This window comes from Aequorivita sp. CIP111184, assembly GCF_900489465.1.
Classification (GTDB): Bacteria; Bacteroidota; Bacteroidia; order Flavobacteriales; family Flavobacteriaceae; genus Aequorivita.
The window spans coordinates 833125-850565 of record NZ_UEFQ01000013.1 but is presented as its reverse complement, the minus strand read 5'-3'; the positions used below and the strand labels follow the sequence as shown (position 1 = coordinate 850565).

The 17441-nt window shown below is 36.8% G+C and carries 11 protein-coding genes; 2 read left to right on the top strand and 9 right to left on the bottom strand.

Going from position 1 to position 17441, the window contains the following annotated elements; translation table 11 throughout:
- Positions 1 to 28: 28 nt before the first annotated feature.
- Positions 29 to 1363: a c-type cytochrome gene (locus tag AEQU1_RS03960; protein ID WP_111878932.1), complete on the bottom strand. Its 1335-nt coding sequence runs from the start codon at positions 1361 to 1363 to the stop codon at positions 29 to 31.
- A 224-nt stretch (positions 1364 to 1587) separates the two neighbouring features.
- Here AEQU1_RS03960 and AEQU1_RS03955 point away from each other — a divergent pair, with 224 nt between their 5' ends.
- Positions 1588 to 1983: an SPOR domain-containing protein gene (locus AEQU1_RS03955; protein WP_111878930.1), complete on the top strand. Its 396-nt coding sequence runs from the start codon at positions 1588 to 1590 to the stop codon at positions 1981 to 1983.
- A gap of 832 nt (positions 1984 to 2815) precedes the next feature.
- Here the strand turns inward: AEQU1_RS03955 and infB are convergent.
- Genes infB through rimP form a run of 3 tightly spaced genes read right to left on the bottom strand, consistent with a single transcriptional unit; the run spans position 2816 to position 7382 of the window.
- Entirely contained in the window at positions 2816 to 5614 is a 2799-nt protein-coding gene (gene infB, locus AEQU1_RS03950) for a translation initiation factor IF-2 (RefSeq protein ID WP_111878929.1), read from the bottom strand.
- A 60-nt stretch (positions 5615 to 5674) separates the two neighbouring features.
- Positions 5675 to 6907 (bottom strand): transcription termination factor NusA, encoded by a 1233-nt coding sequence (gene nusA / locus AEQU1_RS03945; RefSeq protein ID WP_111878927.1) that lies wholly within the window; start codon positions 6905 to 6907, stop codon positions 5675 to 5677.
- A 10-nt stretch (positions 6908 to 6917) separates the two neighbouring features.
- Positions 6918 to 7382, bottom strand: coding sequence for a ribosome assembly cofactor RimP (rimP, locus tag AEQU1_RS03940; RefSeq protein ID WP_111878925.1), 465 nt, complete (start codon positions 7380 to 7382; stop codon positions 6918 to 6920).
- A gap of 157 nt (positions 7383 to 7539) precedes the next feature.
- Here rimP and AEQU1_RS03935 point away from each other — a divergent pair, with 157 nt between their 5' ends.
- Positions 7540 to 8361, top strand: coding sequence for a universal stress protein (locus tag AEQU1_RS03935; protein WP_111878924.1), 822 nt, complete (start codon positions 7540 to 7542; stop codon positions 8359 to 8361).
- A 21-nt stretch (positions 8362 to 8382) separates the two neighbouring features.
- On the opposite strand, the gene AEQU1_RS03930 is transcribed toward AEQU1_RS03935, so the two are convergent.
- Genes AEQU1_RS03930 through AEQU1_RS03910 form a run of 5 tightly spaced genes read right to left on the bottom strand, consistent with a single transcriptional unit; the run spans position 8383 to position 17430 of the window.
- Positions 8383 to 9672, bottom strand: a complete 1290-nt coding sequence (locus AEQU1_RS03930) for a phenylacetate--CoA ligase family protein (RefSeq protein ID WP_111878922.1) — start codon at positions 9670 to 9672, stop codon at positions 8383 to 8385.
- Positions 9669 to 11330 (bottom strand): C45 family peptidase, encoded by a 1662-nt coding sequence (locus tag AEQU1_RS03925; RefSeq protein WP_111878920.1) that lies wholly within the window; start codon positions 11328 to 11330, stop codon positions 9669 to 9671. Before AEQU1_RS03925 ends, AEQU1_RS03930 begins: the two co-directional genes overlap by 4 nt.
- Position 11331: 1 nt before the next feature.
- Positions 11332 to 12219 (bottom strand): cupin-like domain-containing protein, encoded by an 888-nt coding sequence (locus tag AEQU1_RS03920; RefSeq protein ID WP_111878919.1) that lies wholly within the window; start codon positions 12217 to 12219, stop codon positions 11332 to 11334.
- 13 nt (positions 12220 to 12232) lie between these two features.
- Complete coding sequence (locus tag AEQU1_RS03915; RefSeq protein WP_111878917.1) at positions 12233 to 13771, bottom strand: NAD(P)/FAD-dependent oxidoreductase; 1539 nt, start codon at positions 13769 to 13771, stop codon at positions 12233 to 12235.
- On the bottom strand, positions 13768 to 17430 hold the full coding sequence (locus AEQU1_RS03910; RefSeq protein ID WP_258455110.1) for an MMPL family transporter: 3663 nt from the start codon (positions 17428 to 17430) through the stop codon (positions 13768 to 13770). The genes AEQU1_RS03915 and AEQU1_RS03910 overlap by 4 nt, the downstream gene beginning before the upstream one ends.
- Between the last annotated feature and the right edge of the window lie 11 nt (positions 17431 to 17441).

Here is a 17441-nt window from a genome sequence, read left to right as displayed (position 1 = left end):
TAGTATATGTAATAATCCTTTTAATTAATTAATAGTGACATTTGCCACATTCCAATCCGCCCATTTCGGCGATTGTCAACTTTTCAACTCCATACTTTTTTGAAAGCTCCTCGTGTATTTTGGCGTAATATTCATTATTTTCCAAATTCACATTAGTCGTTCTATGGCAATTGATACACCAACCCATAGTAAGTGGGGCGAATTGTTCAACAACCTCCATTGTCTGAATCTCACCGTGGCAAGTTTGACATGCAACACCAGCAACCGTAACGTGCTGTGAGTGGTTGAAATATACGAAATCAGGCAGGTTGTGGATACGAACCCATTTTACAGGTTCAGTTTTTCCAGTATACTGCTGATTGGCAGCATCCCAACCTACAGCTTTGTATAGCTTGGCGATCTCACCATCGTAAAATTCTTTTGAGTATTCAGGAGTAGCGGTTTCTGGAGCAACTTCTGCAATATTTTTGTGACAGTTCATACAAACATTCAAAGAAGGTATTCCAGAATGTTTACTTTTTCTTGCAGAACTGTGGCAATAGTTACAATCTATCTGATTATCTCCAGCGTGAATTTTATGTGAATAATGAATTGGTTGAACAGGAGCATATCCTTGGTCAACGCCAACTTGCATCATATAGCCATAAGCAAAATAACCAGCAGCAAGGATTAAGAAGATTGAAAACACCAAAACCAAAAACTGGTTTTGAACAAAAGCTTTCCAAATTGGAGTACGCTTTTCTTTTTCTTCATAAACCACTCCGTTTGCCTCAGCAATTCTTTTCAAAGTGTTTGTCACCAAGAAAAGCATTATCACTAACAATAAGAAGATAAGTGCCAAAGCACCTAAAACCAAACTATTTGAAACACCACCTCCTGTATTTTGACCACCACCATCTGCTGGAGCCGCAACAGCTGCAGTAGGTTCAGCTTTTGGCTGACTGGTATAAGCAAGAATATTATCAATATCTGTTTCTGAAAGCGCAGGAAAAGCCGTCATTACAGTTTTATTGTTCTCTTCAAAGATTTTTACAGCAGTTGGATCACCTGAAGCAATAAGCGCAGAACTGTTATGAATCCATTTGTAAAGCCAATCTCTATCATATTTATCTGCAACATTACGCAGAGCTGGCCCAACTGCCTTCGCATCCAGTTTGTGACATGCGGCACAGTTTGCCTTAAATAAAGATTCGCCTGCAGCTACATCTCCACCAGCATCGGCTGGAGCCGCAACAGCTTCAGCAGCAGAAGCTACATCAGCAGGGGTATCCTGAGAATATATGGTAGTTGAAAAAGTTAGTAAAAACACTAACAGTAGAAGCGGCAATTTTGAGCGTAGATGTATAAAATTCACCTTTTTCATACTAATGGTTAAATTATGGTCGATAGTTTGGAACAGAATTAGTTACGAATAACTTAAATCTTTATGTTGATTCTGTACCACAAATAAAGGCACAAAAGTACATTATAAAGTCGATTTTGAAAATGCAAACAAAGTGTTAACTATTAATTTATATTTGTTCTAAATAATAATTTTGTGCCTCCTCAAGTTATTAAGTTTTACATTTGCACCAAAGATTTATTTATATGAATAGCCAAAATGTGTTCAAACTTTTTATAGCCAGTATTTTAATTATTTCTATTTCTGGTAAGACTCTTGCGCAAACTGCAACTTTAACCGTTAACCAAGATCCAAAAATCACTCAATTACTGGAGCTAAAAAAAAATCTTGAAAAGGAAAATAAACTTTCAGACGGCTATACCATACAATTGTATTATGGCGAGTTGGACAAAGCAAACCAAACACTCAGAAAATACAAGGGAAGCTACGGTAACTGGCCTGCTTCTATTGAATACGAAACACCGAATTATAAGGTTTGGGCAGGAAATTTTTCCTCGCGAATCGAAGCAGAAAGGGCATTGATTGAAATTCAAAAAAGCTTTTCAGCGGCATTTATATTAAAGCCGGAAAGAAGAAAATAAGGAATTATAATTTTAAGCGTTTTCGCTCTAAAAGCAGCGCTTTTTTTAGTTTAAACGCACTCGATTTGCAATTTAGATCAAACCTAACCTTAACCATATCTTACTCTAAATAATAGCTTACACGCAATAAAAGACCATTCAGCACTGTTTGATGCAGCATATTTAAAGTTAGTTTAAGAAGCTTATCCGCGAATTGCCTGAATAGCGCTCTATTCAACTTCTGCAAAATAGGATAAGCTGGCAAAAAACTTTGACAATAGAAAATCTGCAACCAAAACCATATTTAACGGTAAAGCATATTTAGGTCAATATTACTCGGTTAAAAATAGTTTCAACCTTTCCGTATCAATTGTCGTTACCTTCAACTTTAAGCTCTTCTTTCTGCTATTAAAACCCTTTAAAAGAATAAAGCTAAATCATCATTATAAATGCAATCCTTTTCGGTAAGTTCCATTTAAAATTTCATTCGATGAAGTCTTTCATCATTGAGCTAAAGCAGATTCTTATAGTTGTCATAAACAATTTTAATAACTGGTTTCGAGCTATCGGGAATGATTTTTCGTAATTCGGCATACGTTTAATCAGAATCGATTATTTCGTTTTGCTTGAACTCATAATTTAGAAAACAGTCTTTATGTTTGTAAATTCTGAAAAAAGAAGAAGTGTAAAAAAGAAACATTTTTTAAAAGAAATGTTTATCCAGAAATTCATTCTAATGGACATCCAAAAAATTTGAGGTTACTCTCCTATAGAGAATTTCCAGTTCTGCTTAAATAAAAAGCGACCTGAAAAAATGATTTTCAGGTCGCTTAAAAGTTTATTTATTACTGAATTATTTCAGTTTTTTCTTAATCATAACTTCTTGGAACGCTTCAATAACATCGTTCTCATAGATGTCGTTATAGTTTTTAACTTGAATACCGCAATCGTATCCTTTTGCGACTTCTTTCACGTCATCTTTAAAACGTTTCAATGAAGCAAGTTCTCCAGTATAAACAACGACTCCTTCTCGAATTAAACGGATTCCAGAGTTTCGGAATATTTTTCCGCTTGTCACCATACATCCTGCAATAGTACCAACTTTCGAAATTTTGAAAGTTTCGCGAATTTCAGCTGTACCGGTAATTTCTTCTTTCATCTCAGGAGAAAGCATTCCTTCCATTGCATCTTTTACGTCGTTTATTGCGTCGTAGATGATTGAATAAGTTCGGATATCTATTTCTTCCTTATCTGCAATCTGGCGTGCGTTACCCATTGGACGAACGTTGAAACCGATAATGATTGCATCTGAAGCCGAAGCCAACAAAACATCACTTTCAGTAATTGGACCAACTGCTTTGTGAATTATATTTACTTGAATTTCTTCAGTAGATAATTTCTGGAATGAATCTGTTAAAGCTTCTACAGAGCCATCGACATCCCCTTTAAGAATAATATTCAATTCCTTAAAGTCTCCAAGAGCGATACGTCTTCCAATTTCATCAAGTGTAATGTGTCGTTGTGTTCTCACAGACTGCTCACGCTGAAGTTGTGTACGTTTTGTAGCAATTGTTTTTGCTTCGCGTTCATCGTCAAATACGTTGAATTTATCACCTGCTTGTGGCGCTCCATCCAAACCAAGAACAGAAACTGGGGTTGATGGTCCCGCTTCCTTAACGTTGTTACCGCGTTCATCTTGCATTGCTTTAACCTTTCCGCTGTGTTGGCCAGCAAGAAGATAATCTCCAACTTTTAGGGTCCCGCCCTGTACCAATACAGTTGAAACATAGCCACGACCTTTGCCGAGGAATGCTTCCACAACAGTACCATATGCCTGACGATTTGGGTTTGCCGTAAGCTCAAGCAATTCAGCTTCAAGCAATACTTTTTCAAGTAATTCTTTTACACCCTCTCCAGTTTTTGCTGAGATATCATGGGACTGTATTTTTCCGCCCCAATCTTCTACCAAAAGGTTCATTTGAGCAAGTCCTTCTTTTATTTTTTCAGGATTTGCTCCTTGTTTATCAATCTTATTTATGGCAAAAACTATTGGAACACCTGCCGCTTGTGCGTGGCTAATGGCTTCCTTAGTTTGTGGCATTATGGCATCATCTGCTGCAACTACAATAATTGCAAGGTCAGTAACCTGCGCTCCACGGGCACGCATTGCAGTAAATGCTTCGTGACCAGGAGTATCAAGAAATGCTATTTTTTGGCCACCATCCAATTCTACACCATAAGCACCAATATGCTGGGTAATACCACCAGATTCTCCCGCAATAACGTTTTCTTTACGGATATAATCCAAAAGAGATGTTTTACCGTGGTCAACGTGACCCATTACAGTAACAATAGGAGCACGTGGCTCAAGATCTTCTGCCGCATCAATTTTTTGATCGACTGAATCGCCAATATCAGCAGTTACAAATTCTACTTCATAACCAAATTCTTCAGCAACTATACTTAATGTTTCAGCATCTAGACGTTGGTTCATTGTTACCATCATTCCCAATGACATACAGGCTGAGATAATTTTGGTTACTGGAACATCCATCATTGTTGCCATTTCACTGGCTGTAACAAACTCGGTAACTTTTATAAATTTGCTATCTGCTTCTTGTTGTGCTAGATCGTCCTCAGATTTTTGACGGTGTGTATCTCGTTTCTCACGTCGGTATTTTGCGCCTTTTCCTTTAGAGGATTTTCCTTGAAGTTTTTCCAAGGTTTCGCGCACTTGCTTTTGTACTTCTTCTTCGCTTGGCTCTTCTTTTGGTGTATTGCTACGTCCTTTTCGAGCAGGGCCACGATTATCTTTAAAGTTACTTCCACCGCCTGCAGCACCAGTTTTAGGTGCCTCTTTACTTATACGGCGTCTTTTGCCTTTTTGGGCTTTTTTATCGTCAGCTTTAACCTCTTTTTTCTTTTCAGGTTTTTTAAACTGCGAAAGGTCAATTTTTTGACCTGTAAAGTTTGGACCGTCAAGTTTACGATACTGGGTTGTAACCGTATCTGAATCTTTTGGTTTTTCTTCCTTAACTTCTTCCTTTGCAACAGGAGTTTCCTGAACTTTTTCAACAGGTTTCTCAACCTTTTCCTCTTTAACAGGAGCAGCAGGGATGGGAACTACAGGTTTTTCTTTCGGTTTTTCTTCAACCTTTTCAGCTTTAGGCTGTTCAGCTACAACTTCAGGCTTTTCAGGTTTTTCTTCTTTTTTGGCTTCCTTAACCTCTTTAGCCTCAACTGGTTTTTCTTCAGCTTTTGGCACTTCAGGTTTTGGCGCTTCTTTTTTAGCTTTTCCAGCATCGAGGTCAATTTTACCAACCTGTTTTGGCCCCTCTAGTTTAGCCTCCGCTCTTATAACACGGGAAGCTTCTTCCTTTTTATTCTTTTCTTCAAGCTCACGTTCACGCTCCAAACGGAATTCTTCCTTTTCTTTGCGCTTTTCTTCACCTACTTCTTTGGAAGCTACTTTTTTACTCTTGTCGGTTTCAAACTCTTCAAAAAGAACTTCGTACTCATCACCCGTTATTTTGGTGTTGGGACTTGCGTCCACATCGAACCCTTTGGCACTTAAAAATTCCACGGCACGATCCAACGAGATGTTGAACTCACGTAATACCTGACTTAGTCTTTTTGTTTTTACTTCAGCCATAAATGCTTTTTCCTATTTTGTCTTTTTAAAAAATTTGTATAAAAGTAATTAAAGTTTTAACTACTCTTCAAATTCTTCTTTTAATATATTTATTACATCACGAATGGTCTCTTCTTCCAAATCGGTTCGTTTTACCAAATCGTTGATGTCATGCTCCAGTATACTTTTAGCAGTATCTAAGCCAATTTTATGAAATTCTTGAATTATCCATCCTTCTATTTCATCAGAGAATTCGCTTAATTCCACATCTTCTTCTGCGCCTTCACGAAGCACATCTATTTCATAACCCGTTAATTGTCCTGCCAAGCGAATGTTGTGCCCGCCGCGACCAATTGCTTTACTTACTTCTTCTGGGCGAAGAATAACCTCAGCGCGTTTTTTAACTTCATCAATTTTTACCGAAGTAACCTTTGCAGGGCTAAGCGCCCTAGTTATATATAAGGTCAGGTTGCTGGTATAGTTAATTACGTCTATATTCTCGTTACCAAGTTCACGAACAATTCCGTGTATTCTAGAGCCTTTCATCCCAACACAAGCTCCAACGGGATCAATACGATCATCATATGAGTCTACAGCTACTTTTGCTTTTTCACCTGGAATTCTAACTACTTTTTTAACAGTTATTAAACCGTCGAAAACCTCTGGAATTTCCTGTTCAAATAATTTTTCAAGAAAAACAGGTGCTGCGCGGCTCATTATAATTGTAGGCTTGTTTCCTTTCAAATCCACGCTTTCAATAATTCCACGAACGTTATCACCTTTTCTGAAAAAATCTGAAGGGATTTGTTTTTCCTTAGGAAGAATTATCTCGTTGCCTTCATCATCTAGAAGAATAACGGCGCGATGACGAATGTGATGCACCTCCGCAGTATAAATTTCACCTTCAAGATCTTTGAACTGCTTATAGATAATGGTATTATCGTGTTCGTGTATTTTTGAAATAAGGTTTTGGCGAAGCGCCAAAATTGAACGACGACCAAGGTCAATCAATTTTACTTCTTCCGAAACATCTTCTCCAATTTCAAAATCCGGCTCAATTTTTTGAGCGGCACTCAATGAAATTTCCTCATTCGGGTCTTCCACTTCGCCATCTGCAACAACTATACGGTTTCTCCATATTTCAAGATCGCCCTTGTCTGGGTTCACAATAATATCAAAGTTGTCGTCGCTTCCGTATTTTTTTTTAAGAGCGTTTCTGAAAACGTCTTCAAGTATCGCCATTAGCGTTACTCTGTCTATTTGTTTATCGTCTTTAAATTCCGAAAAAGAATCGATCAGTGCTAAATTTTCCATATCAATCCAATTAAAATGTTATCATCACTTTTGCTTCTACTATATCTTTATAAGGCAGAGTCACCTCTTTTTGAACGGTCACTTTTCCTTTACCAACTGGTTTGGGCTCGCGTGCAGACCATGTTAAAGTACAACTTTCGTCGTCTGCGGAAATAAGTTCTCCTTCAATTTTCTCTTCTTTTTTGGTTTTCACCTTTAGGTTTCTACCAATATTTTTTTTGAACTGCCGTGGTAATGTCAACGGTTCTGAAGCTCCGGCCGACATAACCTCTAAAGAAAAATCATATTCCTCACGGTCCAAATTATGTTCAATTGCTCGGCTAACCGAAATACAATCATCTACCGTAACGCCTTTATCGCCGTCCAGAATGACCCGTATTTGGTTGTCTTCAGAAATATTTAGGTCGATCAAAAACATTGATTTGTTTTCGTCTAGCGCACTTTCCAGCAGTTGTGCTACTTTTTCACGCATCATTTTAAGCTATAAAAAGAGGGGACTTTAGTCCCCTCAGATAGTTTCGTATCAAATTCGGTGCAAATATACTACATTTTTTAATATTATAAAAACCAAGCTCAAACGATTTATTTTTGTAATTTAATGGTTCAATAAAACAAAAATAACCAATCAATTTATGAAACGAATTCTCGTCCCTACAGATTTTTCCGAACAGGCAGAAAATGCATTAAAAGTAGCCGTAAAACTCTCCAAAAAACACAATAGCGAAATTTACGTGCTCCATTCAATGGAAATGCCACTTCACCTTGCCTCATCATCAGATTCTGGAGCTCTTCCCGAGTCCCTTTTCTTTATAAAACTTGCCGAAAAAAGATTTAACGACCTTCGAAAAAGTACATATTTGGATGGAGCTGCAATAAATGAAGCAATAGGCCACAATGAAATTTATGAAGATATTGAGGAGGCCTGCAAAAAAAACAACATAGATTTAATAGTTATGGGCTCCAATGGCGCTAGTGGTTTTAAGGAAATGTTTGTGGGTAGTAATACCGAAAAAGTGGTGCGGACCTCCAAAATTCCCGTACTTGTAATAAAGAATAATCACCCTGAATTCAATATAAATGATTTTGTTTTCGCTACCGACTTTTCCGAAGAAGGCCGCGGATCATTAGACAAAGCACAAAAATTTGCTAAAAAAGTAGGGGCTAAAATGCACTTGCTCTTTGTGAATACTCCAGCAGATTTTAAAACTTCAGCACAAGCACATAACATTATGGAAAATTTCGTTAGGGGCATGGGAGTTGAAAATTACACGCTTAACATTTATAACGACACTTCAGTAGAAAAAGGTATTCTCAATTTCGCACAACAGATTAAAGCACAATTAATAGGAATGGGCACGCACGGCCGCAAAGGCATTTCGCATTTCTTTAATGGCAGCATCAGCGAAGACATGGTGAATCACGCTAATATGCCTGTGATAACCTTTAAAATTTAAACACTAAAAAAATATTTTTTTCTAAAGCCTGCGATCAATCAAATCGACAGGCTTTCTGCTTAATGGAGGGAACCGAATTACTTCTATATCTTGAGAAGAAGCAAATTCAATTTTTGGCGCCACACGTAATTTTGCGCGGAAATGATCTTTTATCTCTAGTAATAACTCTTCGGAAATAGTTGAAGAAGCAATCTTTATCAGTATTTCATCGGTACCCAATTCATTGTGAAAAACCTCAATAACATAGCTTTCTATTCCAGAAAAATCATTGAGAATATTATACATCGCTGGCGGATAAAGTGTGGTTCCTTTATATTTAATCATTTGCTTTTTACGACCTACCACGGGGCCTAAGCGCAAAGTGTTTCTGCCGCATTTGCAAGGTAAAGTATAAGCTTGAACCATATCGCCAGTTTTAAATCTGAGTAATGGCATAGCTTCAACACCCAAAGTTGTTATGGTCAACTCGCCTACCTCACCTTCAGGAACTGGTATATTGTTTTCATCGAGAATTTCAGCAATTATAAGTCCAGGATGGTGGTGGCCTCCTTTGTGAATTTCACATTCATTAAAAGCCGTACTCATTTCGGTGGAAGCATAAGTTGAAAAAAGTTCAATATCCCAATCCTTTATAATCTTTTTCGCCAAAATGTTCAATGAAAAATCTTGCTCACGAATGGGTTCTCCGATGCAAATAGCAGCTTTAACTCCTGTGTTTTTTAAATCGATATCGTGCTGCTGTGCATACTCAATCAATTTTAAAAGAAAAGAAGGGACAGTAATTAAATAGGTTGGCTTGAACTTCAAAATAGAATCCCACTGAAGCTCCGGAATTCCAGAACCAACACGAATAATGCCCGAGCCCAGTTTTCTAGCCCCTAAAAAATATGCTAATCCAGCCATAAATCGGCGGTCCATTGTTGTCATTAATTGCAAAGTATCTTCTTTGCCAATACCGCAACAGGCAAAAGAAATTGCTTCGTTATATGCCAAACGCTCTAAATCTTTATCTGTTAACGCAAATGTAACAGGATCGCCCAACGTGCCTGAGGTAGTTACATAATCAATAATTTCAGATTTAGAAACACAGATAAAATCATTGTTGAATTTTTGAAGATGATCCTTCGTTGTAACAGGAATTTTCTGGAGGTCTTCCAGAGTTTTTATTTCCGATATCTGAATGCCATTCTCTTTGAAAAAGCGTTTATAAAACGGAGAGTTTTCATTTAAATACTTGATCGTTTCCTTTAGTTTTTCTTCTTGAAAGGTTTTTATTTCAGCCGTTGAAGCTTTTTCTATTTCGGGAATCATTCTCCTAATTTTTTTAAATAATGGGCGATAATTTCTTTGTCTGGAACTGTTGTAATTTCCTTAGTCAAAGCTGTTTCAAAAGCTTTTTTAGCAGCAGCATCATACTTTTTTTCAAAGTAATACTTTCCTGTTAAATAATAGGCCTTCCAATACTCGGGATTTTTTTGTTGTAACCCAGAAAGAGTTTCGGCAGAAATAGTTTCCTTGTTTTCTATTGCAGTTTCAACCTTGCGCTCCAAAATTCGGTATTCTTCATAGTTTTTGTATTCTTTGGAATGCAAAAAAGGATCTTCGGGCACATTCCCTTTTTGGGTTGAAATAGTTTTTTTTGCAGGGTTTCCTTCCCTATTTTTGAAAATATCATTCAAATCATACTCCACAAATTCTCCCAACTGATACGGATTTGATGAAACCCAAACTTTTCTGCTTTCGGGCTTAAATACAATGCCATGGTGTGCCAGTAATTGGTTTAATGCCTTTTCGTTTCCGAATCCAATTTCTTTATTGTTTAATCCTTGTTTATTGCGAAGAACGGCAACTGCATCAGGCACATTCAGTTTATCTTCTTCAGAAATCAATTCCTCCATTCTTTCAAAACGATACATTGAGTGGCTTTCAGCAATCCATTTCAAATTTCGTTCGTCGTTTTTGTATGTTTCACTTTGAAAATGATTGCTACAAATCAATTCGTCTGTATTTTCAACTTCATAAACACCAAAATTATCTGGCGCGACTTCAATAATTGCAGCTTTTTTGTCCTTCGCGCTTCCCACAAAAATAGCTTCAGAAACAAAAACTTCGCGTTTTCTGGCAATGGCAACCGCTTCTTCAATGGTTGAAGCGTATTGTAAGATTTCCCGGGTTACTATGGAAATAGGAGTTTTTGCAACAAACGGGATTTCAGATTTTCCTGCATTGATAGTTACCGTTAAACCTTGATCGTTCATTCCCGAAACCACACCTATCATTCCTCCCCAAGTGACCGACATAAATTTGTGGCCTTCGGAAGGGTTTACGAATGCTATTATTTTTTCTTTTGCAAAATCATCACCCGCATAAAAGTCGAAATTTCTTCCTATTAGCAACTCACCGTCGGCAGTTTTATCGCCCCAAACAGCAAAAGCAGAACAGCCAACAAGCATCAAGTCCTGCAGCGCATGACCTATATCGTGTGCACCGTGCAAATAAAGTAACCGTAAATATGGTTCCCCAATCTCACTAAAATTTGAAGAAGAAAACTGTGAAAGACCGTAAATTTCAGTTTTGTATTCCTCCGGAATGTGCAGGTACATTTTGCGGTTATACCAAGCCAAAAACTTTCGAAGTAAATATTGCTGCGTTTTTGATGGCACCAAATTTTCCACTTTGTTGAAGAAAATAGCTTCTTGTTTTTGCATTAAATCCTGTGTTAAGCTTCCAGTGATTTCACCTATTTGCAGTGGATTCCCTTCCACGTAAAGCTCCCACTGGCCTTTTTTGTTTTTTAGAAAAAAATTGTTTCCGGCGACAAATGTTGAATCGTTTATTTTTACTTTTTGTGGGATTGTTGCATCATAACCACTAACATCGGGCCGATCGTGAAGGGATTTTGAAACTCCGCATGAGTTCAAAAAAGCTATAAGAAATGTAAACGCAAAAAACCGTTGCAAATACTTCATTTTAACTGCTTTGTTTTTTCAGTTTTTGTACTAGTTTGTTTGTTCTTTCAAAAGTTCGGTTTTCTTTATAATCAATCCATTTTTGGCCCATTGTTTTCCTCAATACGTTTTCAAAATTTCGCATAAAAAAAACATTGTAGAACATGTTCCCCAAACGGCCCAAATGTCTTGGAAAAGCACGAAGCGTCATGGAGAAACCGCCGTCCAAATATTTTATATAATGCCAATATCCGCTGGGCATATATAGCGCATCACCGTGTTTCATAGTAGTGTGAATACCTTCTAGATATTGTAGTGCGGGATATTTTTCAAAATCAGGATTGTCCAAATCTATGCTTTCCAAATTGTGTACGGCAAAAGGAATTTTGTACAAATATTTTGTTTGTTTGGGTGAAAAAAGTATCACGCTTTTTGTGCCGTGAAAGTGAAAATGGACCAAATCTGCCAAGTCCATATCATAATGCGGCAAGACTTTGGAACCTTCACCTCCGAAAAAAAGAACTGGAAGTCTTTTGAAAAATTTCAATCCAATGTCTGGGTATTCAAAATCCTTTAAAAGTTCGGGTAATTTTACTTTTAAATCATAAAAAAAGATACGTAAATCTGTTGGCTGTGTTTTTATCAATTCAATATAATCTGCCATTTTCATCTTTGTGGCAGGCTCGGCAGAGTTTTGATTTCCTTTGGTGGGTTCGTTATTGTAAAGCGGCACTATTTGATCTGCGGCGTGTTGTTGAATATAATCCAAATTCCATTTTTGGAAAGCTTCCCAATTTTGTGTCAAACCTTCAATAAGAACGGGCTTTTGCGGTTTATAATAATTTTCAATAAAATCTTTCTTTGAAATATTTTGAACTCGTTCTACCGGTGTTGTTTTAATATGTTCCATCTTTCCAAAGTCATTAAGTGATTTCTTCCTTTTTTGTAGCTTCTAATATTTTGTTAAGCAAATATTCGCTACCCAATATTTCCGAACAAGTAACCACACCACTTATGGTAACGCCCAAAATACCGTGCATATTTAAACTTTGACCCGTGAAATACAGATTTTTGATTTTAGTTCGAGGAGAAACAAAAGATTTTAAAGGATTGTTGGCATCCTTCACATAGCCGTACATAGAACCTTTATTACAACCAATATAATCGCGATAAGATAAAGGCGTTGAAGAGTAAACAGATTCAATACAATCACGAAGATTCGGGAATTTTTTCTCTAATTCTTTGATGATTATTTCAGATTTGTAGGCTTTAAATTCTTCGTAGGTTTGGCCGCGATCATTTTTTTGGGCAGCAGTATTAAAAGTATCTGCCCAAGGCGCAACTTCGTCAAAGTGCATATAAGTCATCACCGTAATATTATCCCCATATTCCTCCTTATCCTTTTTAATTCCCATAGAAATCATATAGGCTTCGGGCCAACTTTCCTGGGTATAATTATGGACATTCCATATGGATTTATAATCTTTGAAATGGTAATAATTATAGTTCAAATATTTAAAGCAGTTGGGTTTTAAAACCAGATAAAGACTGAAAGCGGCAACGGTGCTTTCAATATTTTCGATGCGACTGGTATATGATTTTCTGAAATTATCCTGCCCTATCATATCCAAAGTCATCTTTGGATCAACGTTTGAAATAAAGATATCGCCGTATATGGTTTTTCCGTTTGCAGTTTGCACGGCTGTCACCAATCCATTTTCTGTTTCAAATTTTGTTACTTCGTGGCGTTTATAGGCTTTTCCTCCTTTTTCACGAAATCGAGCCAATAGTGCTTTTGTTATTTGGCTTCCACCGTTGATGCAACGATATGAACTTTCAATGTATGAATTTACAGAAAGCGCATGCATATAAAAGGGTGTGCGCTCCCCTTCACCAGCATAAAGCAAATTGCTGCCGCCCAATACGGCGCGAAGCTTTTCGTTTTCTGTTATGGAATCTATAAATTCCTTTGCTTTTATTTCAAAAAGTGCGGTGTTTTCATAATAAGGTTTTCCAAGTTTTAAACCGTAAAGTGGGAAAAACCCGCAGGTATCTTGCATTTTTTGGCAATAGAAATTGATTGCTTTTTCCTCTTCGGGAAATTCTTCAAGTAGTGTTTTTTTGAAATTTTCGTACCCTTGGGCATGCCTATATTCCTTGGGGTCGTTGTCAAAAGTAATTCTGTCAAACCCATCCTCGTCCATTTTTTTTAGAGTGATATCGTCCAAAATATCCAAATACTTAAAATATTTGTACAAATTTTGACCTTCAGACAGGCCTCCAATGTAGTGAACACCTGTATCAAAAATGGTTTTATCTCTTACAAAAGTTTGCAGGTTACCGCCAAATTGTTGATTTTTTTCGAGCACACAAACGCTATAACCTTCCCTGGCAAGAATAATTGCAGAAACAAGTCCGCCAAGTCCACTACCAATGATAACTACATCATATTTTTCACTCATTCTGTTGGGTTTCCCGATTGTTTAAAGATACTAATATTAGTATTTCCGTACACATTTTGATAGCCTAAGGTACTAATATTTTCGGTTTGCCCTAAAATAGTTTCTTTTAATAAAACAATGGTTTCTATAGAAAGATTAGGCAATTGTTGTATCACTTCCGAAGCCATTTTTTCTGAACTGAAAATCAAAGTTTCAGTGTTTGGGGGCAATGTGTTTTGAATTGATTCTGCAAAATGAAGCCTTCCATATTTTTGGGTAATGTAACTGTTTTGAAGTATTGTTCGGGTTTCGGCATTTTCAATAAAACTATAAATTTTTCGATCGGGACCATCGAGGGTCAAAAGAAAATCAAGCTGACCTGAATCATCCGAAATGTGAGCAATAATTCCAGTTTTGTTCACGCGCCGGATGATTTCAAAATAACTTGGTGCGTTTATCTTTAAATCCTTTTTTACTTTTCTGTAAATCTCATCGCCTTTATAGCGATATTCTTCCAAAATTATTCTGTGGAAATACTTCGGACCTTCCATCTTTTCGCGAAGTTTCACAAATTCACTTTTAAAATAGACACCTATTTTCTTTGCCTGTTGGGTATGATTTTCACCAAAATAATTTTCGTTTGCCTTAATACGTGGTAAAATTTTAACCGTAATACTTCCGTCTTTTATAATTGGGCTACCCTTTGGATTTACCTCACTATTCCCATGAATTAAAACTGGCAGAATGTCCAAATTAAATTGATTTGCCAAATAAAATGCGCCTTTGTGAAAACGTTTTATTTTATTGCTATTGCTACGAGTTCCCTCTGGAAATGCCATCAGCGAGTAGCCTTGTTCTATTTTTTTCTGAAGTGGCCCTAAACTGTTTTCAATACCGCTAGAAACTGGATAAAAATCTGCCCGCTGCACGGCTTTTCCAAAGACTGGCGAATTATAAACCCAATCATTCACTAAAAAACAGATTTTTGGATGTAACATTCCAACCGCCAAAATATCAAGAAAAGAAGTATGGTTGGCTATAATGACAGCTGGTTTTGAGAAATTCTCTCCAGTTTCATTAATTACTTTTTTCTTCACAAAAGGATTTGTGTACAGTACAGATTTCATAAATTTTGCAATCACTTTATGAAACCAACCCATTTTAATTTTTTTGCTGATAGGCAATATCGGCATCAAAGTGATGCTATAAATTGATAGACAAATCCCGCCCAAACCGAAGTAGCCGAAAGAAAATAGCGAATGAATGAACATACGCGGTGTTATAGGGCGTTTTGTATTGCTGCCAATAAAAAGTTTAAAAAGCAAAGGCTGGACAGTAAACGACGTAAACATGGCTGAAAAAATACCAATGATCGAAACGATGGAGATGGAATACAGTGCAGGATGTTTTGCAAAAACTAAAACTCCAACGCCCAAAATCGTTGTCAACACCGAAAGCATAATCGAGGTTTTGTGGGTTGCCATAACTTTTTCGCCAGTTCGCAATTCCTTTAGTAAACCTTTGGTCATAAAAATACTGTAATCTATGCCTAAACCAAAGATAAATGTGGAAATGATAATATTGAAAATATTAAACTGAATGTGAAAAAGCCCCATAATTCCGAGCGTTAAAAACCACGTAATAAATATGGGAACAGCCGTAACCAGCGTAAGCGCAAAACTACGGAAGAAGAGGAAAAGTATAAAAAGGACTGCAATCAAGCAATATCCTATTAGGCTATTGAAATCACTTTTAAGGTTGCCCAGAAAAGTCTCGTTCATCTCTTGGCGGTCAATTACAATTGTATTCGGAATTTTCTTAAAAGCGCTTTTTATTTCAGAGGCATTGTCGTCTTCTAGTTTTATTAATGTAGTAATGGTCGTGAAATCTGCTTCTGTTGTTATGTAATCTTCCAAAAGCACAGAAGGAATTTGCTGGTAATCTTCGGGTTTCAGCGTATTAAAATCGTTATCCAAAAATGCATAAAACTTGATGAATGTGGTAGGTTTAAATCCTTTTTCCGCACCACTTTCAATCAAATTGTTTTCTGTGCTATCCTTTCTGGCTTCAGTCCAAAACTGTTCCCATTGCGCGATTTTTTTTCGTTGGTCCTTTTGCGAATGTACTAAGGCGCCTATTGAACTAAAACTACTTATTTTACCCTCCTCTTTCAGCAATTGCAAAGTTTCGTGGATGGAATCATTCAGCTGCAGCGTCCCCTCAACAGATTTTCCGTAGGTTGCCAAATAGACTGATTTTGATGAAATATCCGTTAGTTCATCCAAATGTTGCATTGCGGCTTTTATTTCCGCAGGTTCATAATTTAGTTTTGAAATGTCTTTGTTGAATTCTACTTTGTGATACGTAAAAATGCTTACAATCAACACCAATCCCAATCCAATAAGCAACCATTTATTTTTGTGAAAAGGATAGTCTGCTACTTTGTCCAAAACGTTGATTTGCTGTTTCCGCGAAAGCGGATTTTTGTAAACCAACGGAATAAAGAAAAGTGCAAAAACAGAAGCGCCTAAAACGCTAACTGCGGCAAAAATTCCCAAATCTTGTAAGGCTTGCGAATCTAAAAACAGCAGGCATAAAAATGCCAAAGCTGTAGTAAGACTACTCATCAAAATAGGCTCTGTAACGTCTTTGTATAAACCTTCTAGTGTTTCGTTATTACGGATATGAGTTAAAATATGCAGGGAATAATCTAGCGTTACGCCCAATAAAACAGAACCAATACCCAAAGAAATAGCCGAGATTTCTTCGCGAATTAAAAACAGCAAAGCAACAGCCAACAAACCACCGAATAGTGTTGGAATGAAAAGAATTATAGGAACGTAAAGTTTTCTATAGAAGAAAATGAAGACTAAAACAAGCAACGAGAACGCGATGCCAACGGTAAACTGAATATCTCTTTTAATTTGCTGCGCATTGGCGACTGCGATAAGCGCAGCTCCAAAATATTCACTACTAACATTTCCAGAATACTTTAGGTTCAATGCATTTTGAAGCTCGTGAAGTTCTTCAGCAAACTTGGTGTTTTTTGCCGTTTCACTACTTGAAAACTTGGGGGTAATAAAAAGAAGAATGTTTTTTTCGTCTTTGCTCACCAAAAAACCATCCTTTAAAACAAAGTCGTCTGTAACACCGAGCTGCCGTAATTTTTTTAATGCGATGAATGAAAAACCCAACGGATCTTTTAAAATAATATCTTTTGATACAATGCCCGATGGAGAAATGAGTGTTCTGTAATTAGCCTCCGTGATAGCTGAAATACTGTCTTTTTGAAGTTTTCCTGATATGTTTTTGTAATCTTTTTTATCTAAAAAAAGTGGAAGGTTTTCGTAAACAAAATCCATTGTTCTCAATAAATCGTCATCATTTACTTTTCCACGAATATTTTTTACATATTTTCCGGAATGAGCCTGCAGGCTATCCACAAATTCCGTGGCATATTGGGTAAGTTGATCTACAGTTGTTGTATCATCTCGATGGATGTTTACAATAATTTTATCTGTGAAATTTACTGTTTTAAGAACTTTTTGAAGATCTTGATTTTCACTATTTATTGGAATTAATTTCGAAATATCTTCTTCAAAACGAATTTGGGAAACCAACAACATAAGCCCAAAAAGCAACAATAGCAAGGCAAACGCACTTGCTATTTTATTTTTCAATAAAAATTGAT